Source organism: Pseudoalteromonas shioyasakiensis (assembly GCF_024518675.1).
GTDB lineage: Bacteria > Pseudomonadota > Gammaproteobacteria > Enterobacterales > Alteromonadaceae > Pseudoalteromonas > Pseudoalteromonas shioyasakiensis_B.
The window spans coordinates 1-24,323 of sequence record NZ_JANIGL010000002.1; the positions used below are offsets into that span (position 1 = coordinate 1).

18 protein-coding genes, 8 tRNA genes and 1 rRNA gene are annotated in these 24,323 nt (G+C 41.3%); 9 read left to right on the forward strand and 18 right to left on the reverse strand.

Going from position 1 to position 24,323, the window contains the following annotated elements; genetic code table 11:
* Positions 1-831, reverse strand: a 16S ribosomal RNA gene (locus tag NQT69_RS05730); the annotation flags it as partial.
* A 617-nt stretch (positions 832-1,448) separates the two neighbouring features.
* On the opposite strand from NQT69_RS05730, the gene NQT69_RS05735 reads away from it, so the two are divergent.
* On the forward strand, positions 1,449-2,870 hold the full coding sequence (locus NQT69_RS05735) for an alanine/glycine:cation symporter family protein (RefSeq protein ID WP_256826749.1): 1,422 nt from the start codon (positions 1,449-1,451) through the stop codon (positions 2,868-2,870).
* Between the two features lie 46 nt (positions 2,871-2,916).
* Here the strand turns inward: NQT69_RS05735 and NQT69_RS05740 are convergent, their stop codons facing one another.
* The 13 genes from NQT69_RS05740 to NQT69_RS05800 all read right to left on the reverse strand — a co-directional run bounded on the left by NQT69_RS05740 (position 2,917) and on the right by NQT69_RS05800 (position 8,991).
* Positions 2,917-3,381 (reverse strand): hypothetical protein, encoded by a 465-nt coding sequence (locus NQT69_RS05740; protein WP_256826750.1) that lies wholly within the window; start codon positions 3,379-3,381, stop codon positions 2,917-2,919.
* 113 nt (positions 3,382-3,494) lie between these two features.
* Positions 3,495-3,581: transfer RNA gene (locus NQT69_RS05745), tRNA-Leu, on the reverse strand.
* 37 nt (positions 3,582-3,618) lie between these two features.
* Positions 3,619-3,692 (reverse strand) — tRNA-Cys (locus NQT69_RS05750).
* Between the two features lie 19 nt (positions 3,693-3,711).
* Positions 3,712-3,787, reverse strand: a tRNA-Gly gene (locus NQT69_RS05755).
* Between the two features lie 131 nt (positions 3,788-3,918).
* Positions 3,919-4,005 (reverse strand) — tRNA-Leu (locus tag NQT69_RS05760).
* Between the two features lie 39 nt (positions 4,006-4,044).
* Positions 4,045-4,120 (reverse strand) — tRNA-Gly (locus NQT69_RS05765).
* 97 nt (positions 4,121-4,217) lie between these two features.
* A tRNA-Leu gene (locus NQT69_RS05770) sits at positions 4,218-4,304 on the reverse strand.
* Positions 4,305-4,340: 36 nt separating this feature from the next.
* Positions 4,341-4,414 (reverse strand) — tRNA-Cys (locus NQT69_RS05775).
* Positions 4,415-4,444: 30 nt separating this feature from the next.
* Positions 4,445-4,520 (reverse strand) — tRNA-Gly (locus tag NQT69_RS05780).
* Positions 4,521-4,659: 139 nt separating this feature from the next.
* Positions 4,660-5,205: a CDP-diacylglycerol--glycerol-3-phosphate 3-phosphatidyltransferase gene (gene pgsA / locus NQT69_RS05785; protein WP_256826751.1), complete on the reverse strand. Its 546-nt coding sequence runs from the start codon at positions 5,203-5,205 to the stop codon at positions 4,660-4,662.
* Positions 5,206-5,248: 43 nt separating this feature from the next.
* Positions 5,249-7,072 carry an excinuclease ABC subunit UvrC gene (gene uvrC, locus NQT69_RS05790; RefSeq protein WP_256826752.1) on the reverse strand — a complete coding sequence of 608 codons (1,824 nt, stop codon included), beginning with the start codon at positions 7,070-7,072 and terminating at the stop codon, positions 5,249-5,251.
* A gap of 8 nt (positions 7,073-7,080) precedes the next feature.
* Positions 7,081-7,731: a UvrY/SirA/GacA family response regulator transcription factor gene (gene uvrY, locus NQT69_RS05795; RefSeq protein ID WP_256826753.1), complete on the reverse strand. Its 651-nt coding sequence runs from the start codon at positions 7,729-7,731 to the stop codon at positions 7,081-7,083.
* A gap of 108 nt (positions 7,732-7,839) precedes the next feature.
* Positions 7,840-8,991 (reverse strand): dicarboxylate/amino acid:cation symporter, encoded by a 1,152-nt coding sequence (locus NQT69_RS05800; RefSeq protein ID WP_256826754.1) that lies wholly within the window; start codon positions 8,989-8,991, stop codon positions 7,840-7,842.
* Between the two features lie 381 nt (positions 8,992-9,372).
* On the opposite strand from NQT69_RS05800, the gene cysK reads away from it, so the two are divergent.
* Together cysK and NQT69_RS05810 are read left to right on the forward strand one after the other, a co-directional pair.
* The gene (gene cysK / locus NQT69_RS05805) at positions 9,373-10,341 is read left to right on the forward strand and encodes a cysteine synthase A (RefSeq protein WP_256826755.1); all 969 of its coding nucleotides are present in this window, start codon (positions 9,373-9,375) and stop codon (positions 10,339-10,341) included.
* A 144-nt stretch (positions 10,342-10,485) separates the two neighbouring features.
* The gene (locus NQT69_RS05810) at positions 10,486-10,926 is read left to right on the forward strand and encodes a hypothetical protein (RefSeq protein WP_372822934.1); all 441 of its coding nucleotides are present in this window, start codon (positions 10,486-10,488) and stop codon (positions 10,924-10,926) included.
* 43 nt (positions 10,927-10,969) lie between these two features.
* Here NQT69_RS05810 and NQT69_RS05815 read toward each other — a convergent pair whose 3' ends face one another.
* Positions 10,970-13,246 carry an acyl-CoA dehydrogenase gene (locus NQT69_RS05815; protein ID WP_256826756.1) on the reverse strand — a complete coding sequence of 759 codons (2,277 nt, stop codon included), beginning with the start codon at positions 13,244-13,246 and terminating at the stop codon, positions 10,970-10,972.
* 176 nt (positions 13,247-13,422) lie between these two features.
* On the opposite strand from NQT69_RS05815, the gene NQT69_RS05820 reads away from it, so the two are divergent.
* Both NQT69_RS05820 and NQT69_RS05825 read left to right on the forward strand, forming a co-directional pair.
* A complete protein-coding gene (locus NQT69_RS05820; RefSeq protein ID WP_256826757.1) occupies positions 13,423-15,267 on the forward strand; it encodes a M2 family metallopeptidase in 1,845 nt (614 codons plus the stop codon).
* Positions 15,268-15,552: 285 nt separating this feature from the next.
* A complete protein-coding gene (locus NQT69_RS05825; protein WP_256826758.1) occupies positions 15,553-16,665 on the forward strand; it encodes a polysaccharide lyase family 7 protein in 1,113 nt (370 codons plus the stop codon).
* A gap of 67 nt (positions 16,666-16,732) precedes the next feature.
* Here the strand turns inward: NQT69_RS05825 and NQT69_RS05830 are convergent, their stop codons facing one another.
* Positions 16,733-17,530, reverse strand: coding sequence for a M48 family metallopeptidase (locus tag NQT69_RS05830; protein WP_256826759.1), 798 nt, complete (start codon positions 17,528-17,530; stop codon positions 16,733-16,735).
* Between the two features lie 193 nt (positions 17,531-17,723).
* Here NQT69_RS05830 and NQT69_RS05835 point away from each other — a divergent pair, with 193 nt between their 5' ends.
* Positions 17,724-18,920 carry a Bcr/CflA family efflux MFS transporter gene (locus tag NQT69_RS05835; RefSeq protein ID WP_256826760.1) on the forward strand — a complete coding sequence of 399 codons (1,197 nt, stop codon included), beginning with the start codon at positions 17,724-17,726 and terminating at the stop codon, positions 18,918-18,920.
* Positions 18,921-18,951: 31 nt separating this feature from the next.
* Here the strand turns inward: NQT69_RS05835 and grpE are convergent, their stop codons facing one another.
* Both grpE and NQT69_RS05845 read right to left on the reverse strand, forming a co-directional pair.
* On the reverse strand, positions 18,952-19,575 hold the full coding sequence (grpE, locus tag NQT69_RS05840; RefSeq protein ID WP_256826761.1) for a nucleotide exchange factor GrpE: 624 nt from the start codon (positions 19,573-19,575) through the stop codon (positions 18,952-18,954).
* Positions 19,576-19,633: 58 nt separating this feature from the next.
* Positions 19,634-20,599 (reverse strand): HrcA family transcriptional regulator, encoded by a 966-nt coding sequence (locus tag NQT69_RS05845; protein WP_256826762.1) that lies wholly within the window; start codon positions 20,597-20,599, stop codon positions 19,634-19,636.
* Positions 20,600-20,704: 105 nt separating this feature from the next.
* Here NQT69_RS05845 and nadK point away from each other — a divergent pair, with 105 nt between their 5' ends.
* The 3 genes from nadK to recN all read left to right on the forward strand — a co-directional run bounded on the left by nadK (position 20,705) and on the right by recN (position 24,304).
* Positions 20,705-21,589 carry an NAD(+) kinase gene (nadK, locus tag NQT69_RS05850; protein WP_256826763.1) on the forward strand — a complete coding sequence of 295 codons (885 nt, stop codon included), beginning with the start codon at positions 20,705-20,707 and terminating at the stop codon, positions 21,587-21,589.
* Between the two features lie 79 nt (positions 21,590-21,668).
* On the forward strand, positions 21,669-22,226 hold the full coding sequence (locus NQT69_RS05855; protein WP_256826764.1) for a hypothetical protein: 558 nt from the start codon (positions 21,669-21,671) through the stop codon (positions 22,224-22,226).
* 404 nt (positions 22,227-22,630) lie between these two features.
* Positions 22,631-24,304, forward strand: coding sequence for a DNA repair protein RecN (gene recN, locus NQT69_RS05860; RefSeq protein WP_256826765.1), 1,674 nt, complete (start codon positions 22,631-22,633; stop codon positions 24,302-24,304).
* Positions 24,305-24,323 lie beyond the last annotated feature (19 nt).

A 24,323-nucleotide genomic window follows, 5' to 3' on the forward strand; every position in this document is an offset into this window, starting at 1 on the left:
CCGAGCTTCTAGTAGACATCGTTTACGGCGTGGACTACCAGGGTATCTAATCCTGTTTGCTCCCCACGCTTTCGTACATGAGCGTCAGTGTTGACCCAGGTGGCTGCCTTCGCCATCGGTATTCCTTCAGATCTCTACGCATTTCACCGCTACACCTGAAATTCTACCACCCTCTATCACACTCTAGTTTGCCAGTTCGAAATGCAGTTCCCAGGTTGAGCCCGGGGCTTTCACATCTCGCTTAACAAACCGCCTGCGTACGCTTTACGCCCAGTAATTCCGATTAACGCTCGCACCCTCCGTATTACCGCGGCTGCTGGCACGGAGTTAGCCGGTGCTTCTTCTGTCAGTAACGTCACAGCTAGCAGGTATTAACTACTAACCTTTCCTCCTGACTGAAAGTGCTTTACAACCCGAAGGCCTTCTTCACACACGCGGCATGGCTGCATCAGGCTTGCGCCCATTGTGCAATATTCCCCACTGCTGCCTCCCGTAGGAGTCTGGACCGTGTCTCAGTTCCAGTGTGGCTGATCATCCTCTCAAACCAGCTAGGGATCGTTGCCTTGGTGAGCCATTACCTCACCAACTAGCTAATCCCACTTGGGCCAATCTTTAGGCGAGAGCCGAAGCCCCCTTTGGTCCGTAGACATTATGCGGTATTAGCAGTCGTTTCCAACTGTTGTCCCCCACCTAAAGGCATGTTCCCAAGCATTACTCACCCGTCCGCCGCTCGTCAGCAAAGTAGCAAGCTACTCTCTGTTACCGCTCGACTTGCATGTGTTAGGCCTGCCGCCAGCGTTCAATCTGAGCCATGATCAAACTCTTCAATTAAAAGTTTTTTCTGTCCTTCCCATAAAGGGAGCGGACATGCTCAATGAATTCTGAATTTATTTAATATCTTTCGATATTGAATTGACTGTGCTGCAATAAATAAATTTATTGCTGTTGGTCACTCAGCTTCTCTTTCGAGAAAACACATTGAGACTCTAAATTTGTTTGCGTTATCTAGCAAACTAGACTTCGCTGTTAGAACTCAATCTGTACGAGTGCCCACACAGATGATTGCTTTATATTGTTAAAGAACGTTTGAGTTGCCTTAGCGACTCAAGGGAAGCGAATTTTACGCTTTCCTATTTTTTTGTCAACACTTAATTTTAAGAAGTTTTAATATTAAGTTTTACTCGACTCTCTCACCCTTTGTTCAGCGCTTTTCATTGCTGCCTGCCGAGTCAGTGGATGCGCATTATAGGGAGATTCAATTTTTACGCAAGCGTTTTTAATCATAATTTTTCATTTAATTTTACCCCTCACGATACACCAAGAAAACTGACAACTTATTCACAAAACCCTGTGGATAACCTGGCTTTTTTCATCTATATACTAAACTATCGGTCTAGCTTATGGTAAGTTGCCCGCTGTTTTATAAACTCGTTCATTAGGCATATAACATGATAGATATAATAAATAGTATAAGTGGACTATTGTGGGGTCATATTCTCGTCTACTTATTAATAGCAGCTGGACTCTTCTTTACTATCAAACTTAAATTTATACAGTTTGTTCAATTCCCTCACATGATCAAGGTCATGTTCAACTCTCGTCAATGTGATAAAAATGGCATTTCATCGTTTCAGGCTTTTTGTACTTCCCTTGCCGCCAGAGTTGGAACCGGAAACATGGCCGGGGTTGCTGTTGCATTATACTTAGGGGGTGCTGGTGCTATTTTTTGGATGTGGTTAATAGCTTTAATTGGTATGGCAACCAGCTTTGCTGAAAGTACACTTGCTCAAGCATACAAAACGCGTGATGAAAACGGAAACTTCCGTGGCGGTCCAGCTTATTACATGCAATATGGTTTAGGTAAACGTTGGATGGGTGTTGTGTTCTCGCTATGTTTAATTTTAGCTTTTGGCCTTGTATTTAATGCTGTGCAATCAAACTCTATTGCCGCAGCATTCGAAGTTGCCTTTGATATTCCAAATTATGTTGTCGGTTTAGTATTAGTACTCGGCTCCGGTATTATTATATTTGGCGGCTTAAAAACAATTTCACGTTTTGCTGAAATGGTGGTGCCATTTATGGCGCTGGCCTATTTGCTTGTAGCTTTATATGTATGTGCTATTAATGCTTCTGAATTACCCACTGTGTTCATGAAAATCATCAATAGTGCTTTTGGCATTGAACAAGCAGGCGCAGGTGCAATTGGCTATGGCGTAATGCAGGCAATGATCCAGGGCATCAAGCGCGGTTTATTTTCTAACGAAGCCGGTATGGGTAGTGCCGCTAATGCTGCCGCCACTGCAACACCTAACCCTCCTCACCCAGCATCACAAGGTTATGTACAAATGCTGGGAGTATTCATTGATACCGTCGTGATATGTAGTGCAACTGCTGCGTTGATATTGCTTTCTGATCAGCTCGTCGCAGACTCTGGTGTTACAGGTATTGCCTTAACCCAAGCAGCTTTGGAAGAACATGTTGGCAGCTGGGGAGCTATTTTTGTTGCCATTGCTATATTATTCTTTGCGTTTACATCTATTGTTGCTAATTACTCATACGCAGAAACTAACCTACTCTTTTTAGAACACAATCACCAGCATGGTATGCTCATATTCCGTATTATTGTTCTTGCTATGGTTATGTTTGGCTCTGTGAGTGAACTAGGACTAATTTGGACTTTAGCGGATATTTCTATGGGATTAATGGCAATAGTCAACGTCATTGCGCTATTTATGTTATCCGGCGTAGTGATCTGGCTTGCCAATGATTATAGTGCACAGCGTAAGGCCGGTAAGGTACCGACTTTCGATGCTAGCGACAATAAGCAACTTGATAAATCAATTCCTAAAGGAATTTGGCATAAAAATTAAAACCTCAATGTAATAAAAAAGGGAGCCAATGTGCTCCCTTTTTTATTCATAGACTAGTTTGCTCTAACTCGGCTTCAGTTGCGATAAAACGCTTGTACAAGTTTATCGCCAGCTCACGTTGCTCTTCACTTAATGTGTGTTGTGCAAGTTCTTGTTTCAGCCTAGCTTGTAGTTGCACACTTAACGCCTGCTTTTGCTTATCATCCAGCAAGGTATGGGATTGTAATTGGTAATCTTGTACCGCAGTTATCACGTTAATTAATGCTGTTTTATCCAGTTCTTTAAACGAGAATGCTGCAAACTTTTGTTTTGTATTTGCCAGTTTATTTTGTGTTTTTTCGACCATCTGAGTCACTTGCGAGACAAGTGTACTGACTTCTTGAACTTTAAGGACATCGTTTACTGTAGACATAACGAGAGCAAGGGGGATTAATACTAGTGATAGTGCTAAGCAAACACCAAAAACGGCACCCACCCAAAATTGATTGAGGCCTTGTTTAAACTTTTCCATATCAACTATTCCTTTATACATAATGAAAAGTTAAGTGTATATGAAAATTAAATAGTTAGATTATTTATTTGAGTAAAATATTGAAAATATAGAGGGATATATTGAATATAAAGTGGTGCCCGAGGCCGGACTTGAACCGGCACGACTTGTTAGTCGAGGGATTTTAAATCCCTTGTGTCTACCAATTCCACCACTCGGGCATCGAGTTTGCTATTTAAAGCATGTGGAGTAATTAAATGGAGGCGGAACCCGGAGTCGAACCGAGGTGGACGGATTTGCAATCCGCTGCATGGCCACTCTGCCATTCCGCCTTAACGCTTCCAAATAATTTGGAGCGGCACACGAGGCTCGAACTCGTGACCTCGACCTTGGCAAGGTCGCGCTCTACCAACTGAGCTAGTGCCGCATTAAACTTCGTCAGTAATTTGTCCGTTGGTGCGCGACCATGTCGCGGTAAAACATTCTGGCAACTGAACTAATGCCACATAAAATAAGATTTTATCTAACTTTTAGTTATCTTGGTAGAATAATTAAAAGTGGTGCCCGAGGCCGGACTTGAACCGGCACGACTTGTTAGTCGAGGGATTTTAAATCCCTTGTGTCTACCAATTCCACCACTCGGGCATCGAGTTTGCTATTTAAAGCAAGTGGATAAAACTAATATGGAGCGGCACACGAGGCTCGAACTCGTGACCTCGACCTTGGCAAGGTCGCGCTCTACCAACTGAGCTAGTGCCGCATCATATTAATTCTATTTTCAACATAAATCATTATAAACATATTTATGTCATATTATTTTTATAGATTACACTTGGCGATGTAACCAAACCACAAAGTGGTGCCCGAGGCCGGACTTGAACCGGCACGACTTGTTAGTCGAGGGATTTTAAATCCCTTGTGTCTACCAATTCCACCACTCGGGCATCGAGTTTGCTATTTAAAGCATGTGGAGCGTTGAATGGAGGCGGAACCCGGAGTCGAACCGAGGTGGACGGATTTGCAATCCGCTGCATGGCCACTCTGCCATTCCGCCCCAATACCAGGGTTAGCCATTAAGATAAACTGGAGCGGCACACGAGGCTCGAACTCGTGACCTCGACCTTGGCAAGGTCGCGCTCTACCAACTGAGCTAGTGCCGCTTTGTTTATCTAGGGGGCTATGCCCTCTCAACACGGACGCATTCTACAGAGATTATTAAACGCGTCAATACAAAAAATGCTAGTTTTGAACTGTTTGATTATTTTTTATCTAAAACGGTGCGTTATTAGACGTTTACAATCAATTTTTAGTCAATTCCCCCCAAGCTGCTACTAAATATTGCAGCATTGAACTCAAGGTTAGCAAAGTCGCAATGTACAATAAGCCATAACTTAAATACATCATCCACGTATCGTACTGCCATATCAAACCAATAATGGCTAACATTTGCGCAGCTGTTTTTATCTTGCCCATATTCGATACGGCAACATTGCCTCTTTTACCCTGTTCAGCCATCCATTCACGTAAAGCTGAGATAACTATCTCTCTACTAATAATGATTAAAGCAGGAATAGTCATATACATAGATTGATAATAGCTAGACAGTGCAACTAATGCAGCGCACACCATTACCTTATCTGCTACAGGATCGAGAAATGCACCAAAAGGGGTTGATTGTTCAAGCTTACGAGCTAAATAGCCATCGAGGATATCGGTTATTGATGCCAACCAAAAAATAAATGCGGCAGCAAAAAAAGCCCATGAATAAGGCAAATAAAATACCACCAAAAAAATGGGGATAAGAAAAAGTCTAAAGGTTGTGAGTGTGTTTGGAATATTCCACATAACTACTTGGAGATGTCTTTTTTTTCTATATTCGCACGAAGGGCTAGCCCTTGTCATGCAAATGATTAAATATCTTCTCAGCCATGTCAGGGCTGATCCCAGGAACTTGCTTTAATTGATCTATATTAGCAGATTTTACACCCTGCATGCCCCCTAAAAATTTTAATAATGTTTGACGCCTTACAGAACCCACACCACTTATCTCTTCTAATAAGGATTGGGTACGCTGCTTTTGGCGTTTATTTCGGTGCCCTGCAATTGCAAAACGGTGTGATTCATCACGAATATGTTGAATTAAATGCAATGCTGGTGCATCAGAATCCATAGGAATTGTTTTACGGCCACCATCGATCAATAACGTTTCTAACCCAGGTTTTCGGCTGGTTCCTTTTGCTACGCCTACTAATAAAGGCATTTTTGCATGCGGCCAGGTTTCAAAATACTGTTCAGCACGAGATAACTGCCCTTTACCGCCATCAATAAAAATAACGTCTGGGATTTTATCTTCATCAACCAACTTGTTATAACGTTTATTTAAAGCAAACTCCATCGCAGCATAATCATCGCCTCCAGTAATACCAGTGACATTATAACGGCGATACTCTTTATTATTTGGCCCTTGCGAATCAAATACTACGCAACTTGCTACCGTGTTTTCACCCATGGTATGGCTGATGTCAAAGCATTCCATTCGCTTAATATCATCCAGTCCTAAGGTTGCTTTAAGTTGCGCATAGCGCTTATTTATTGAGTCAATTGTACTTTGCTTTACCGTAATGCTATTGAGCGCGTTTTTGTTCGCTAATTGCAAATATTGGTTACGCTCGCCGCGGGTTGCTGCTTTTAAACTCACCTTGCGTTCACTGATTTGGCTCATAGCTTCGCCTAATACAGTCGCTTCATCAAGGGAGAAAGGTAAGATGACTTCTTTTGCAATTCTACCCGTTGCACCGGGTGCTAAATAATACTGCCCTAAAAATGACGTTAAAATTTCTTCTTGTGAGGAGTCTTTCGGTACTTTAGGGAAATACGTTTTGCTACCCAGTACTTTATGTTCGCGGATCATTAATAAATGGACTGCGTTTAGCCCGTTTAAATGTGCAAAGCCAACCACATCCATCTCAGCGTAATTGCCTGAAATAGACTGCTGCTCCTGCATTTTACGCAACAGCATAATTTGATCGCGCACTTTTGCTGCGAGTTCAAATTGCAGTGCTTGACTAGCAGCTTCCATTTTGCTGATCAATTCAGCAATGACTTCGTGAGATTTACCCGTTAAAAACTTGCGTACATAGTCAACCTGTTGACCATATTCTTCTTCACTCACCTTATTAACACACGGCGCAGAACACCGCTTTAATTGATATTGTAAACACGGGCGGCTGCGAGCGCGATAATAAGCGTCCTCACACTGGCGTACAGGAAAAATCTTTTGCATTAAGCGCAAGCTTTCTGATACGGCTCCAGCACTTGGAAACGGACCAAAATATTCACCTTTGATTTTGCGACTACCGCGATGAAATGCTAGCCGAGGGTGTTTGTGAGCAGTTAATAAAATATAGGGGTAAGATTTATCGTCGCGCAGTAATATGTTGTAACGCGGTTGATATTTTTTTATAAGGTTATTTTCTAATAACAGCGCTTCGGTTTCAGTGTTGGTCAAGGTCACTTCAATACTGCGGATATTACTCACTAAAACCCGAGTTTTGCTGTCTGTTACATTACTACGAAAATAGCTACTTACGCGCTTTTTAAGGTTTTTGGCCTTACCAACGTAAATAACTTTCTCTTCACTATCAAGCATCCGGTATACACCAGGTTCACTTGATAGTGTCTTTAAAAAATGGGCATGATCAAATTCGGCCATAAAACAGATTAATGTGAACTATCTATATCAATCATTTTATGGCGGATGGCTAAATGTGTCAGCTCAACATCCCCGCCGACATTTAGCTTTTCAAACATTCTATAGCGATAACTATTCACAGTTTTAGAGCTTAAATTCAGGCGCTCAGCAATATCTTGTACTTTTTCGCCTTTGGTGATCATTAACATAATCTGTAATTCACGCTCTGATAAGCTTTGAAAAGGATTCTCGTCAGTGCGCCCTGTAACTTGTGCTAAAGCAATTTGTTGTGCTATTTCAGGAGCGATATAACGCTGACCTGCATTCACGGCACGAATGGCGTTTACCATTTCGTCTGAGCCAGCACCTTTGGTTAAATAACCATGAGCACCAATTTGCATAACTTTACTTGGGAAAGGGTCTTCACAATGAACTGTTAACACAATTATTTTAACATCAGGACAATAGCGGCATATTTTCTTAGTCGCCTCTAAGCCACCGATGCCGGGCATATTCATGTCCATTAACACAATATCAGGCGAATGCTGACGGCAAAACTGAACAGCTTCTTCACCTGTTTTAGCTTCCCCAACCACTTTAAACCCACGAATATCATCTAATATACGTCTGATCCCTGTGCGTACAAGCTCATGGTCATCAACTAAAAGTACATTAATCAATGGAACACCCTCATATAACCTAACAGCATGTCATTACGACAATTTAATGCGTCACATTAACACATAAAAGATGAAACGATAACTGTATTATCGTTTCCGACTTCCAATTTAAGATGACGCTTTTTCACTAAAGCGGTCAACCCATAAAGCAATTACACCATCACCAGTGACATTACACGCAGTACCAAAACTATCTTGCGCTAAGTAAAGGGCTATCATCAGCGCAACAGCGCCTTCATTAAAGCCTAGCATAGTCGTTAATAAGCCTAATGCCGACATCACCGCCCCACCCGGAGCACCAGGTGCTGCAATCATTACGATGCCAAGCATCATAATAAACGGCAACATACCAAATAAAGATGGTACATCCATAGTAGGAGATAAGAACATTACGGCCATGGCACATGTTACAATCGTGATGGTTGAGCCAGATAAGTGAATGGTGGCGCAAAGTGGAACCGTAAAATTAGCGACATCGTCTTTTACATCATTTGCTTTACTTGCACGCAACGAGACTGGAATAGTCGCTGCACTAGACATAGTACCTAACGCTGTAAAATAAGCAGGCAGCATATTTTTGATTAATTCAAGCGGATTTCGTTTTAGTAAAATACCACTACCAATATAAAGAATACTTAGCCATAACCAATGCATAACTAAAGCCGCAAGTAAAACCACACCAAAGGTTTGCAAGGTATCGACAACAGTACCTGCGACGGTCATTTCGGCAAATACACCGGCAATATAAAATGGCAACGCAGGAATAATCACTTTTGCTAATAGGCCATCGATAACATCGCGCCCCTGATCAGACACTTTCTTTAACGTTTCAAGCTGTAACTGGCTCATACCAATGCCAAAAACAAAAGCCGTGGCAAGTGCAGTCATCACCCCCATTAAAGGCGGGATCTCTAAATCAATAAAACTCGCCACTTCTGTTACAGTTTCAGCTTCAAAACTTAAGCCACCGTCAAATAAAGGAATAACAGCGCTCACGGCTAACACAGCTAAGGTTCCCGCTACAACCGTTGAACCATAGGCAAAGCCAACTGTTTTACCTAATAAATGACCTGAACCCTTTGGTAAACCTGCAATACCAGAGGCGATAAAAAATAAAATAATTAACGGTATAGTAAATGAGATCAACTGACCAATGATTTCTTTAATAGTATAAAGAAGCTCAACACCAGTTAGTGGAACATATAACCCCACTAAAATACCGCCGAGTATCCCGGCTATCAATTTTAAGATTAACGTCATTTTAGTCACTTAATAAATTTTAATTTATGAAGTTTTAGCATGTTTTTAAAAGCTTGTGTTATAAAACAGTTTAAAAGCCGGTTGTTTGCACAAAATATCTGCAGTTGTTCGCGTCATCTACACTAAAGTCTACCCTCATTGTAATAATCGCATGTAGAGAGATAGAATCAGCCAGTGGCATGGCTTGTAAACTTATCGACCAATAAATAATAAAACCATGACAAGATTTTGATACTTATTTCATTTGATTATAAGCCGAATCGATATATCTTATACTCAAACTTTACTTTTGTTTTTTTTCTTGGACAGTAAAGTGTAGCTATTACAGATCGATTACTCCAAATCGATCCCGATTGAACAAATTGCACCCAAGGGACCACTATGTCTACAATTTTTGAAGATAATTCACTCAGTATTGGTAACACACCATTAGTTAAACTTAACCGAGTTACTTCAGGTAACGTATTCGCTAAAATTGAATCTCGTAATCCTAGCTTCAGTGTTAAGTGCCGTATCGGTGCATCAATGATTTGGGAAGCTGAAAAATCAGGACAATTAACACAAGATAAAGAACTAATTGAGCCGACTTCAGGTAATACGGGTATCGCACTGGCTTTTGTTGCTGCATCTCGCGGTTATAAATTGACCCTAACTATGCCTAACACAATGAGTCTAGAACGTCGTAAGCTATTAAAAGCACTGGGCGCTAATTTAGTACTGACCGATGGTGCGAAAGGTATGAATGGCGCTATCGAAAAAGCAAAAGAAATCCAAGCTAGCGATCCTGAAAAGTTCATCTTATTACAACAATTTGAAAACCCAGCAAACCCTAAGATTCACTTTGAAACGACTGGCCCTGAAATTTTCAATGCAACAGATGGTAAAGTTGACTTTTTCGTAGCCGGTGTTGGTACAGGCGGCACCATTACGGGTGTTAGCCGTTATTTAAAACTTGAAAAAGGCTTAGATGTAAAATCAATCGCAGTCGAGCCGACTAATTCGCCCGTTATTAGCCAAACTCTTGCGGGTGAAGAAGTTAAACCAGGCCCACATAAAATTCAGGGAATTGGCGCAGGCTTTATTCCTGGAAACCTAGATTTAGACGTGATTGACGCGGCTGAGCAAGTATCAAATGAAGATGCAATTGCTATGGCGCATCAACTGATGAAGGACGAAGGTATTTTAGTGGGTATTTCATCTGGTGCAGCCGTTGTAGCTGCAAAACGCATTGCTGAACTACCAGAAAATGCTGATAAAAATATCGTGGTTATTTTACCAAGTGCAACTGAGCGCTATTTATCTAGCCCACTATTTGCTGAAGAGTTCTCAGAGCAAGAACTTGTACAGTAATAACAACAGCATATTTAAAAGGATGTCAATTGACATCCTTTTTTATTATTTATAGCCAAATAAACAACTATTATATGTGATTAACTTTACATATTACGCGTTTAGACTCACACTAAATCATCAATAATAATTCAACTATTGCGAATGAAACTCTTTCTAACTATTTGCGCATTTGTTTGTGCACTCATGCTACAAGGCTGTAGCGATGACGGGACCCCGTCTGGTGAAAACAATACCCCTGGTGAAAGTGCCACGCTCTATTTTGATACCTTATACAATAGCAAAGATCTAAACAAAGCCATGACCATGGCCACACCAAAACTTGCTCGTATTATGAAGTCGTACGGTACAGCAAAGCAATTTGCACGTAACCTAGTAAATATGCAATACGATGAAGTTGTTATCGAAGTAGACATGACAAATATGAGTTTGCGCGAACAATATGGCGATAAAGCAAATATTAACTTAATTTTTACCGGTTATTTTAATGGTAATAAAGTTGATGATATGCGCAGCGTAAAAATGATCCGCAAAAAAGGCAAATGGTACGTTGATAAAATCAACCCTGACCCATTTGCCAGATAAAATTTAACACTTAAAAGCCTTGCTCAACGCAAGGCTTTTTAACTTATAACTCACCCTCTTTATAGTTATCAACCGCAATAGCCTGTTTTCTTAGTTCATTAGCGTCACTAAGTCTTTGCCCTTCTTCGGCTGTAATAAGCTGTTTTTCAATAGCGTCATTAATTGCTGTTGCAATGTCGGCGTTACGGTTTAGCGTTCCTTCACGTTGCCATTTTTTCAAACGTTTAAATGCATTAGCGGTATCATGCATTGCAATAAATGCATTTTCCATCACCCCAGTGCCAGCATTTTCGTCAACATAACATAAGTGAGTTAAACGGTTTCTAAATACCCCCGGTTTGGTCATGTGCTCACATACGGCTTGTGCAATCTCATCACTAGGACGGTGATAATGATTACCTAGAGGGAATACAATACGTTTAAGCAAAAAGTTAACCACTGGGTTTGAAAAGTTTTTAAAGAAGCCATCAAACGCTTGACCAATTTCAAACAGGGAGCGCTCTACAGAATATTGCACAAATGCTAAATCAGCTTGTTGGCGACCTTCATCTTCAAATCGTTTTAACACCGTTGACGCTAGATAAAGATGGCTCAGAACATCACCTAAGCGAGCAGAAATCATTTCTTTACGTTTTAACTCCCCACCTAAAATCAACATGGCAACGTCTGTGCAAAACGCTAAACCTCGGCTCATTCTACCAAGCTGTTTATAATAGATAGCTGTGGCACCACATACTGGTGATTTAGCAAAATAACTGCGGGTTAAGCCATGAATAAATGCCATACCCGCATTTGTACCTGCAAATAAAATATGCTGCAGTAATAATGCATCGAACTCTTTTAATGCAACATCATCATCTTCCATTGCTGCCGCTTCCATTTCCTTTAGTACGAATGGGTGGCAGCGAGTTGCACCTTGTCCAAAAATCATCAAGTTACGGGTTAGAATATTGGCGCCTTCAACTGTAATAGACACTGGAATTCCCATATACCCGTGAGCTAAATAATTATTTGGGCCAACTTGTATGCCTTTGCCTGAATGAATATCCATGGCATCGTTCATAACTGTACGACCCATTTCAGTCATATGGTATTTAGCAATAGCCGTTACCACTGACGGGCTTAATTTAAGGTCGATTGCACCTGCTGTCATTAATCTGCAGGCTTCTAGGCTGTAAGTTAACCCACCTATCCGTGCCAGTGCTTCTTGTACTCCCTCAAATTGGCCAATTGATAAACCAAATTGTTGGCGCACCATGGCATATGCAGACGTCATACGCGCGCATAAATGCCCAGTCGCACTGCTTAGTGCAGGCAATGAAATACCTCGACCTGCACTTAAACACTCTACCAACATGCGCCAACCACGGCCTGCGCCCTGTTGCCCACCGATAATCCAATCTAACGGAATAAACACATCTTTGCCGTATGTGGTGCCGTTCATAAATGCCATATTAAGTGGGTAATGGCGTTCGCCTGTTTCAACACCTGGGTGGTCAGTCGGGATCAACGCACAGGTAATACCCAACTCTTTATGCTTGCCTAATAAACCATCTGGGTCATACATTTTAAAAGCAAGGCCAAGTACTGTGGCCACAGGCGCTAATGTTATATAACGCTTTGACCAATTTAAACGTAAGCCAATGACTTCTTCACCATTAAAATCACCTTTACAGACCACGCCAGAATCAGGAATGCTGCCGGCATCAGAACCGGCTTCAGGCCCAGTCAGTGCAAAGCATGGTACATCTTCACCGGTAGCAAGAGTTGGTAACCACCGTTGCTGCTGTTCTTTAGTACCGTAATGCAGTAAAAGCTCACCCGGACCTAAACTATTAGGTACCATAACGGTAACCGCTGCCGTTAAACTTTTGGTCGCAATTTTAGCCACTATGGTCGAGTTGGCTATAGCCGAGAACTGACGACCGCCAAATTCTTCTGGAATAATAAGTGCAAAAAAGCCTTGTATTTTTAAGTAATCCCACACTTCTTTTGGCAGGTCTTTGTCTTTTTGTACTATTTGATAGTCATCTAGCATCGCAAGCAATGTTTCAACTTCATTATCTAAAAAAGCACGCTCTTTTTCGCTGAGCTCTGGTTTAGGATAGCTATGTAACACCTGCCAGTCAGGGTTACCGCTAAATAGCTCACCATCCCACCAAACATCACCTGCTTCCATCGCTTCACGCTCGGTTTGTGATAAAGGGGGTAACACTTTTTTAAAAAACTTAAATGCAGGGCGACTAATTAAATTCATGCGGATATCTTTTACCGCAAAAATAACTATCACCACGACCAGTAATAATATGAACACTGACATGGAAACTATCCTTTGATTTAATGAAAATGACTTGCTTCAATTATGACCGATCCTTTTATAAATACAATGTCACTGCCAATATCGTCTACAGTTTTGGCAACTCACTTGATAAATTTTGCCTAAGCAAAAGACACTGCTATTATCCTACTCGATTAATAACAAATATAAGGGTAAACATGACTACTCCACATTTTAAGCTTAGCTTAAGCGCCATCATGGTCGCGAGCACACTAGCTCTAACAGGTTGCAATCAGGACGCAACAAAAACCACAACAACCACAGTGACCCCTGCCCCTGTTAGCGCACAAGACGCGCAGGCTTTTATTGATAAAGCAGAGCAAGAACTCAGCGCACTTTACTTAGAATCAAGCCGTGCAGAATGGATTTACGCAAACTTTATAACACACGATACTGCAGCACTTTCTGCTGAAGTAAACCGCAAAATGACCGAAGCTGTTGTGCGTCTTGCCAATGAAGCGGCAAAGTTTGACGAATTAGAGCTTGAGTACGATGCACGCCGTAAGCTAAATAAACTAAAACTGGCACTGACTTTACCTGCACCTCAAGATGCCGATAAAACAGCAAAGCTTTCGCAACTTGTTGCTGAGCTAGGCGGTTTATATGGCAAAGGTAAATACTGTAAAGAAGACGGCTCATGCTTAAGCTTAGGTGACATGACAGCAACAATGGCGAGCAGCCGTGATTACAATGAACTCCTTGATTTATGGCAAGGCTGGCGTCAAGTTTCAAAACCGATGCGCCCACTGTATGAACAACAAGTCGCACTGACAAATGAAGGTGCAAAAGAGCTTGGTTACGCAGACACGGGTGCCATGTGGCGTAGTAAATATGATATGCCTGCGGATGATTTTGCCACCGAACTTGACCGTATTTGGGGTCAGGTAAAACCGCTATATGACTCATTACACTGCCATGTTCGCGCTAAGCTTGGCGAAAAGTATGGTGAAGATAAAGTACCACAAGATCAACCAATCCCAGCACACCTATTAGGCAATATGTGGGCACAAACATGGGGTAATATTTACGATGTGGTTGCGCCTGAAAATGCAGATCCAGGTTATGATGTGACCGCTTTACTCGCCGAACATAATTATGATGAACTAAAAATGGTTCGTGGCGCAGAAAAATTCTTTACATCTATGGGCTTCGATCCCCTACCAGAGACATTCTACGAACGTTCATTGTTTACAAAGCCGCAAGATCGTGACGTACAGTGCCATGCCTCAGCATGGAATATTGATAGTAAAGACGACCTGCGTATAAAAATGTGTATTCAACGCACTGGCGAAGAGTTTTCGGTAATTCACCATGAACTTGGCCACAACTTTTACCAACGAGCCTACAATACGCAACCACTATATTATCAAGAAAGCGCTAACGATGGTTTCCATGAAGCAATCGGTGACACCATAGCCCTGTCTGTTACACCCGGTTATCTAAAAGAAATTGGCTTATTAGAGCAAGTTCCTGATGAATCAAAAGACATTGGCCTATTAATGAAAATGGCACTGGATAAAGTTGCCTTTATTCCGTTTGGCCTGCTCGTTGACCAATGGCGCTGGAAAGTATTCTCTGGTGAAGTCACACCAGCTAACTATAACCAAGCTTGGTGGGATTTACGTCAGAAATACCAAGGGGTACAAGCGCCAATTGCACGTACTGAGTCTGACTTTGATCCAGGTGCAAAATACCATGTACCAGGTAACACACCTTATACCCGCTATTTCTTAGCACATATCTTACAATTTGATTTCCACCGTAGCCTGTGTGAAATAGCAGGTAACGAAGAAGCAATTCACCGCTGCTCTGTATATAACTCAAAAGAAGCAGGTGAAAAGCTTAACGCGATGCTAGAAATGGGGTCAAGCAGACCTTGGCAAGAAGCACTCGCCACGGTAACCGGTAAATCTGAAATGGATGCTACGGCACTACTGGATTATTTTGCGCCATTACAAAAATACTTAGATGAACAAAACCAAGGCCGCCAATGTGGCTGGTAAGCTAAGTTTTTAATAGTAAAGTCATTAAGCCCGTGCCCTACGGGCTTAGTTTTTTATCTAGCCACTCTTTTCTGCGCACAGACATTTCAGCACAAACATTCGTATTCACCTTCATCATTCAACATCGTATATAACCTCCCACAGTTAATTGGCATGACAAAAAATGAAAACATTAAATTTCAACTCTTATTTTTATTTTATCAATTGGTATGGTTGATTTAATTAATTGGTCTGTTATATTTTGTAAATTGGTTTTAACACACACGTAAAATTAAAGAGACAAAAATGAAAAATAATCGACTTAAGCAATTTGCTTTTTATGGTACGGTGATACCGCTTTCTCTTTCAATGCTAGCAGCATGTAGCAGCAACGGCGGCGAAAAACCTCAAAATACTGGCAATAGCGCCAACTTAGTCCCTGCCGATAAATTTGATCTTAGCCACTGGAAAATTACATTACCAATAGATCAGGACGGCAACGGTAAAATTGACGAAGTTGATGTAGAAGAAATTCAAACCTATGCTCACCCTGATTATTTTTATTTAGATGAGCAAGGCGGCATGGTATTTACCAGCCCAAATAAAGCAATTACAACGGCGACTTCAAGTAATACTCGTAGTGAATTACGTCAAATGATCCGTGGTACAAATACTAAAATTAAAACAAAAAATTCTCGCAACAACTTTGCGCTTGCTGCCCACCCGCTATCAGAAAGATTTGGCTCAGTTGGCGGAAAAATGTCTGCCACACTAAAAGTTGATCATGTTGCTGTTCGTGCCGGTTACCCAGATAAGCCACCTGCCTATAGCGTCGTCGTTGGACAGATCCACGCAGGTAAAGACAAAGCGTTAATTGAGAAAGACTTTGGCTTTGGTTGGGGCAACGAACCGATTAAAGTTTACTATAAAAAATGGCCAGATCACGAAACCGGATCTGTATTTTGGAACTACGAACGTAACTTACCAAAAGATGATCCAAATCGTACTGATATCACCTACCCAGTTTGGGGTAATACCTGGAAGAACCCTGAAGAGCCTGGCGCTGCGGGTATCGCCCTTGGTGAAGAGTTTAGCTACGAAATCAATGTGTATGAAAGCACAATGCACCTGACATTTACTGCAAAAGGTAAACCAACAGTAAAATACGCTATTGATTTATCAAACAACGTCGATGCTAACGGTGAAGTTGATAAATACGATCACCCGTTAGGTTACTTAGCTGACTGGCATTACTTTAAAGCCGGTGCTTATAACCAATGTAGCACCAAAGATTCACCGGGTGGTTGGTACACAGCCTGCCCTGGTACTGGTGACTGGGAAACAGACAAAGCCAATGGTGACTACACACAAGTTACTTTTTCAAAGCTCGTGCTTAGTGACGCAACCCCTGTAAATTAAGATAAAAGATTCCCCTGAACAAAAGCCTGTATTTTTACAGGCTTTTATCATTTAAACACAAGTCAAATTACAAGGTACACTGAGGGTTTTTACCCGAGTTATTTGCCGCTTTTTTCTCTGTTAATGCCTCTGACATATTCGCCTGCAGTTCTTTAATTCGATTGCCCGGCGCTGGGTGAGTCGACATAAACTCAGGAGTTTCACCACTGCCAGCTTGACTCATATTTTGCCAAAGGGTTACAGACTCTTGTGGATCAAAACCCGCCTTTGCCATTAGGTCTAAGCCAATGATATCTGCTTCGGATTCATGTGAACGGCTAAACGGTAAAATAACTCCGTACTGAGCGCCTAAACCTAAAGCTTGCATAATTTCGCCACGGTATTGCACATTACCCATATCCAATGCTGCACTGCCCACTTGCATACCGGTTTGTAAAATTGAACTTTGTGATACGCGCTCGTTAGAATGCTCTGCAATGACATGACCCACTTCGTGACCGATAACAGTTGCAAGTTGATCTTGGTTTTTAGCGACTTGTAATAACCCTGTATGCACACCAATATAGCCACCTGGTAAAGCGAATGCGTTGGCAGAGTCTTCTTCAAACACCACCACTTCCCACTGCTGAGTTGCATATTGTTGAGGTAGTACGGCAATCACATCTTCAGCAATACATTTAACGTATGCATTAACCGCAGGATCATTATTAATTTGTTGGTTTTGCTTCATATCTGCAAAACTTTGTTGGCCCATTTGACTCATTTCTTGATCAGAATAAAGTGCAACTTGAGTACGGCCGGTTGGTGATGTCTTACAGCCAGCTAAAACCGCGGTTGCTAGTACTGCTAACATTAATTTTTTCATTGTATTCCCTCAACTTTATTCAATTACATAATGATAGCAATAATATAGCAAATCAGATCTTAATTTAATATTACTAAAAATAGCCACATTGCAATTGCATGAATAATGTTAGTTAGCAAGCAAACTAAGTTCCGCTAACACCACTAGGCTGATATAATAACGGCTCAACTTAATTTAATCTTCCGAGTGGTTCATGCAGGTTACAGGCTCTTTCAATAAGCGTATATTACTCCCTCTGTTGGCTAGCATCGTCGCTATAACCCCATTGGCAATTGATATGTATTTACCCGCCATGCTGGTTATTGCTAATGACTTAAATACAACGATGCCCAATGTGCAAATTTCGCTAAGTCTATACTTGGCAGGTTACGCCGTTGGCATGCTATTTTTTGGCCCCATTGCCGACCAAATAGGCCGCCGGGTATTAGCTAAAGCTGGTTTAGCCCTATTTGGCCTAAGCTCTGTTGCATTGGCCTTTTGTAATGATATACATTTATTTTGGGCACTTCGTGTAATACAAGCCTTTACTGGTGCAGCTGCCACCGTGGTGGTACCAGGGATTATTCGTCATATCTACCAAAAAGACACCGCCAAAGGCATGTCTTATGTGTCGATGATCATGATGGTCGCACCATTAATTGCACCCACTGTCGGCTCGATGATTATGGGGTTTTCACATTGGCAAACTATCTTTCTCGTTCTAGCAAGCTATAGCTTTGTTATTTTAGCCTTGGCACAAATATACTTAATTGATATTCCAATTTTTAAAAGCCCAATGAAAGGCTTTGCACTGTTTTTTGATAGCTATAAAACCGTATTTAGTAATAAAGATGCACGGGCAGATATCGCCAGTTCAATGTTTGTATCGTTTGGCTTTTTTTGCTTTTTAACCGCCGTGCCATTTGTCTACCTGGATTATTTTAAAGTCTCTGAGCAACTGTTTGGATTATTGTTTGCCTTTAATGTCATGGCTTTAATGTTTGGTAACTTTTTAAACACCCGATTAGTGCCACGAATTGGTTCACGCAAAATGCTTTACTATGGCTTATTTGTCGGGTTTATTGCAGGAAGCTCGTTACTGAGTTTTAGTATTTTACACTTACCCTTGTATTTTATCGTAGCCGCAATTGCGCCATTAATGATGAGTTTAGGGGTCATTGCTAGTAACGCAGATGCCCTCATTTTAATGAAGTTTGAAGAAAAGTCAGGCACTGCCACCGCGGTTATAGGTACTTTACGTTTTGGTAGCGGTGCCTTGGTGGGGCCAATTTTAGCGCTTATGCACGCGCAAAGTGCAGTACCATTTTCAAGCCTAATGTTTAGTGCCTTGGTACTTACTTTAATTGCTCAGTTATGGCACCGTGCACGAGACAAAAAAAATGCCTCATGATGAGGCATTTTTTCAAACTGTGAGTAACAAATTATTCTGCAGCTTTAGACACCATCACCATGGCAGGACGTAATAGGCGACCATTCAATGTGTAGCCTTTTTGCATAACCGCTAATACAGTATTAGGTGATACATCGTTACTTGGCTGGATAGACATTGCTTGATGAAACTCAGGGTTAAACTGCTCACCTTGCGGGTTTACAATTTCAACGCCAAATTTAGCAACTGCGTCATTAAAGCTCTTAACCGTCATATCAATACCTTCAAGTAACGGCTTTAACGTTTCATTTTCTTTATCTGAAAATTCAATTGCACGTTCTAGGTTATCAATAACAGGTAATAATTCGTTGGCGAATTTTTCGAGGGCAAACTTATGCGCCTTTTCTACGTCTTGTGCAGCACGACGACGAATGTTTTCAACATCTGCAGCAGCACGAACGACACCGTCTTTTTGATCATTAATAGTTTGTTTTGCAGCTTCAAGCTCAGCATAAAGCATCGCGATTTCAGCTTCTGGGCTGACTTCTTCAGTACCTTGTGCTTCGTGTGCATCAGCAGCTTCTACTGCGGCTTCAACATCAGCTTGCATTTGATCTAATTCTTCGTTGAGTTCAACGTCTTGTTCTTGCTCTGGTGATTTTGTCTGCTCAGACATAACTTAAGTACTCCAATTCTTTACAATTGCGATAATTATGGGGATTGAATCAAAAGATTCAAGAGTCAGATGACTCGATTAATCTAAATTCTTGTATGATTGCTTCAATTTGCGCCGATTTAGGGCAAATAACACAAAAACGGCTTTGATATTCTTGATTCTGAAAATACGGCACACTGATCACCATTAACTCATCGCAATCTGTAAATGGCAGTTGATCGGTATTAAGCACAGATACGCCATTTTTAAAAGCCAGCTTATCTTCTACAAAATTTAAGAACGACACGCCAATGTTTAAGCTCTGTTGACAATCAATTTGTCGGTATAAATAGTTTTCGCCAACTACAATACTGTTGTCTGAACCCAGCTTTTGGCTCAACTCTCGCGTCCACTGATTTAGCGAGTCATGGCAATTACGCGGTGCAGTACTCGCCATTGCCTGCATACGATACAGCCCTTCCATTAAGGTTTGTTGACTAAACACCGTATTTAGCCACGTCGCAAACTGATATCGCACAGTATCTGAGGCATCATCAGGTTTATGGATACAAATATTATGACTTTGCCCTGCTCTATCGAGTAATAAAATAAGCCAGTCATTACTATCAAAATCGAGTACTTCTACTCTAAATACATGTTGTGAGCTGACTTGCGGTAATCCTACACAACAACACACTTGGTATTTTTGACTTAGCCCATGCGCCAACTCAACCAATTGCGCCTGAGCGGGATGCCAATATTGAGCAATATCAGTTAACGGAAAAAATTCACTCAGCCAATAATCAAACCCAGCATTAGTTGGCACCCGCCCTGCTGAAGTATGCGGTGAATATAATAACCCGATTTTTTCAAGTCGTGACATCGCATTACGCACTGTTGCAGAGCACACAGCCATGCCTTTTTGTTTGGCAATACGGCTTGAAGCCACAGGTAAACCTTCACCATTACAATAAAGGCTCATAACGGCGGAAAATATTTGCTGATCTCGCGGATTTAAATTCATAGTATCTACATCTTGCTGCATACACGTTATATCGGGGCAAAGAGAAGTTATTTCAAGACTCTGAGCTTTTCAAAGCGATCATTTTTGAGTTACCCTAGCGATATCATAATTTATTGCGTAAATATCATGGAATCACCCTTTAAAACCATAGGCTTAATTGGTAAAGCAAATCACGACGGCGCCGCTGCAACCTTACAAAGACTCTATATATTTTTAAATGCCTTAGGGTTTAACGTGATTGTTGAGCAACGCACAGGGCATCAACTTGCCGAAGTACCCAAAGATAAGCTTGTCAAATTGATCGAACTTGGTGAACGAGCTGATTTAGCCATCGTGGTTGGTGGTGATGGTAATATGCTTGGCGCAGCACGCGTATTGGCGCGATTTAATGTTGCCGTGATTGGTGTGAACCGAGGTAACTTAGGATTCCTGACAGATTTAAACCCTGAAGGTTTTGAAGCCAGCCTTGAACAAGTACTTAGTGGCCAATTCATAGAAGAAAAACGCTTTTTACTTGAAGTCGAGGTGTATCGCCATGAAGAGCTTAAAAGTGCCAACTCAGCAGTAAATGAAGCGGTACTACATGCTGATAAAGTCGCTCACATGATTGAATTTGAAGCTTTTATTAACGACGCATTTGTATTTTCGCAACGCTCTGATGGGCTTATTGTATCCACCCCAACAGGTTCAACTGCTTATTCGCTTTCTGGCGGTGGGCCAATTTTAACACCTGAACTTAACGCAATTTCATTAGTACCGATGTTTCCGCACACCCTTTCAAGCCGCCCATTAGTAGTTGATGCCGATAACGAAGTACGACTAAAGCTAAGCTTAGAAAATACCGACAGTCTACAAGTCAGTTGCGACAGCCATGTAGTTTTAGCTGTACTGCCAGGCGATGAAGTAGTCATTAAAAAGGCGGATAAAAAACTGCGATTAATTCATCCTAAAGACTACTCTTATTATCACGTTTTACGAACCAAGCTTAATTGGGGTAGTCGTTTGTATTAATTTTATTGCACTTACCCATACTTTAGAGCAAAATATCAAAAAACAATTTAAATACCTTAAATAGGGAAATGAAGCCAATATGACGTACGTTGTATTTTTAGCTTTGCTGTTATTAATTACATTATTAGGTACCTACCTTGTTATTGAGAACAATCGCCGCAAAGCACGCGAAGCAGAAAAGCGATTGTTTAACAACCGAGTGATTGAAGTAACGAATAATTTAAAAGCAAAGTTAAATGAATTTTGCGAAGCAAAAATAATAAAACCAAAGTATATAGTCCGTATTCAGGTGATTGCCAGTAACTTTTTTGTTGTGCAACCACACACAGATGAAAACTTATTGTACCTAGAGCGCATCGTTGATTCATTTATAAACACGGTTAATAGTGAACTGGCAAAAACCTATGTGACCGGTGAGCGTGGGAAATTAGCTGAGCAACTATCGTTATTTGTGGCTGAGTTGCCCTATGGCGGTATTGAATACAACCGCACGTTTTATTACGAAATACTGCCATCACTTATAAAAACCTTGGAGTCAGCCGAGCTTAGCAGTCATGGCGATGACTACACACACCCTGCTGAGACTAATAACGAGATAAGTGAGCAACACAATAGCGCCAATATAAATATAACTTAATGGTAATTGGGTGAGCTCCTCACCCTATGCCCTCAGCCACAGCTAAATTCATTTTCTTACTGCACTAAGCCCTCGTTTAACTTTACTATCGCCCACCGTTTGCTCAATCACGCTAAGTTTATTTAACCTGAACTCTGGTTAAGAGATGTACTAATATATTGATATTAGATAACAAATGTATTTATCCGTCTGCAGCCGGAGACTTTTAGTGATAACAAGGCGAATTTACGCGTCAATAGCTGGCCTATTGCAAGTAAATTCAACGCAGGTAGCGTTGAAAGTAGCCGCTGGAGATAGATTTATTATCCAGAGTTCAGGTTATTTAGCTAAAACTTAAAAATTAATTTGCAAAAAACCAAAACACTGTATAAATTAACAGTTAATTAGCTGGATGGATAAACAGTATGTTAATTGGATTAGAAATAAAAAACTTTGCAATTGTAAGCAACCTGAGCACTGAATGGCATAGCGGCATGACAGCAATAACTGGCGAGACAGGTGCCGGTAAATCGATTGCAATTGATGCGCTTTCTTTATGTTTAGGCGAACGTGCCGAAGCCTCTGCGGTTAGACCAGGATCTGAACGGGCAGAGATTTGCGCTCAATTTGATATAACCGCACTGCCAAGTGCAGTACAATTTTTAGAGCAGCATTTATTATCTAATGACGACAACGAATGTTTATTACGCCGCGTTATTTGTAAAAATGGCCGTAGTAAAAGTTATATTAATGGCAGCCCTGTCACGGCAGCTCAATTAAAAGAGCTTGGTCAACACCTTATTTCAATTCATGGTCAACATGCTCATCAGCACCTATTAAAAACCGATCACCAACTGCATTTACTAGATGCCTACGCAGGACACGTTGAACTTGTTGATACGGTGCGCAGCCATTATCGGCACTATCAAAACTTACAAAAAGAATTTACCGCACTTGAGCAAGCACAACAGCAACAAGCGGCACAAAAACAATTATTAGAATATCAAGTCGCTGAGTTAGATGAATTTGCCCTACAACAGGACGAGTTCGAATCCATAGAGGCTGAACACCATAAGTTAAGCCACAGTCAAACAATTATTGAATCTTGCCAGCGTGAGCTACAACACTTATATGAAAGTGATGAGCAAAACGCATGCTCTATTTTACAACACAGCGCCCAACGCTTTGCAGAGCTTGCCCACTATGATGCTAGCTTAACAAGTGTTGCTACCTTATTAGAAGAGGCAGCTGTTCAAGTAGAAGAAGCAAGCCGTGAAATCAGAAACTACGCCGAGCAAACGGAGCTTGATCCAAGCCGTTTAGTTGAGGTTGAAGAGCGCTTAAGTGGCGCTATGGATCTTGCTCGCAAACATCATATTAAACCAGAAGAGCTGGTTGATTTTCACCAATCAATTAGCCAAGAGCTTGCATCAATAAGCCACAACTCTGACAGGCTCGAACAGCTAGCACTAGAGATTCAAGACGCACTTAGCACATATCAACACGCCGCTGATGAATTAAGTGAAAGCCGCTTGCAAGCGGCAACAACATTAAACACCTTGATCAGCGCTAGTATGGCAAACTTATCTATGGAAAATGGCCAATTTGAAATAGCGCTAAAAAAAGAACCAAAGCGTGTGCCTAATAGCCTTGGTTTTGACTCTATTGCATTTTTAGTATCAACCAACCCAGGGCAACCACTACAGCCTTTATCTAAAGTAGCATCTGGTGGTGAGTTATCGAGAATTAGCTTAGCGATACAAGTTATTATTGCGCAAAAAGTGACAACACCAACCCTGATTTTTGATGAGGTAGATGTGGGTATTTCTGGCCCAACGGCCTCAGCGGTAGGAAAATTATTACGTCAACTTGGTAAATCAACCCAAGTTATTTGCGTTACTCACTTACCGCAAGTGGCAAGTTCAGGGCATCAACAATTTTTTGTTGCCAAAGAAATCGCCGATGGCGAAACGTTTACCCATATGCAGAGTTTAAATAAAAATGGTCGTATTGATGAAATTGCCCGCTTGCTCGCCGGCGATAACATTAGCAAAATGGCCCGGGCAAACGCTAAAGAGCTTATTTCTGCCCACGGTTAAACTCAGGACTTTGTTTAAT